2 protein-coding genes are annotated in these 541 nt (G+C 59.3%); both read right to left on the bottom strand.

Going from position 1 to position 541, the window contains the following annotated elements; all coding sequences use genetic code 11:
- On the bottom strand, positions 1–308 hold a 308-nt coding region (locus J5M67_RS27670), incomplete at its 3' end, for a sigma-70 factor domain-containing protein (protein ID WP_207888576.1).
- 11 nt (positions 309–319) lie between these two features.
- Positions 320–541 (bottom strand): M23 family metallopeptidase (locus tag J5M67_RS27665; protein WP_207888575.1); only part of this gene is annotated, 222 nt, incomplete at its 5' end.

Raw genomic sequence — 541 nt, 5'->3', positions numbered from 1 at the left:
GAGTAGCGCTGCTCTTCCTCGACCGTCAACAGCGGCTTCACGCTGATGCGGTTCAGGTAGTGCTGGATCGTATCGGCGGTGAGCTCGGCTTGCAGAAGCGCCCGGAAGTCGTCCAGATCGGGCTGCGCGTCGCCGCGCCCCTCGCCCGATTCGTCCGGATCCGCATCGCGCGACTCGTAGTCGCGTTCATTGTCGGCGGCGTCTTCGTCCTCGTCCGCTGAAGCACCAGTTCGCTCTACCGATGCTTGCTTGGCTCGACTGATCTTCTCAGACTCGGCTTGCGGATCGTGGCGCTTCGATTTCGGCATGGTCGTCTCGTTTATTGAGGCGGCAAATACTTCAGCGGATCGACAGGTTTACCCTGCCGGCGAACCTCGAAATGCAGCATCACGCGGTCGGAATCACTATTGCCCATCTCTGCGATCTTCTGGCCTTTCGTCACCGCGTCCCCCTCTTTTACCATCAAAGCGCGATTGTGTGCATACGCCGTGAGATAAGTTGCGTCGTGCTTGATGATAATGAGGTTGCCGTAGCCGCGCAG

The organism is Pseudomonas sp. 30_B, assembly GCF_017491605.1.
Classification (GTDB): Bacteria; Pseudomonadota; Gammaproteobacteria; order Pseudomonadales; family Pseudomonadaceae; genus Pseudomonas.
The sequence above is the reverse complement of the archived record's forward strand: the minus strand, read 5'-3'. Positions and strand labels throughout refer to the sequence as shown.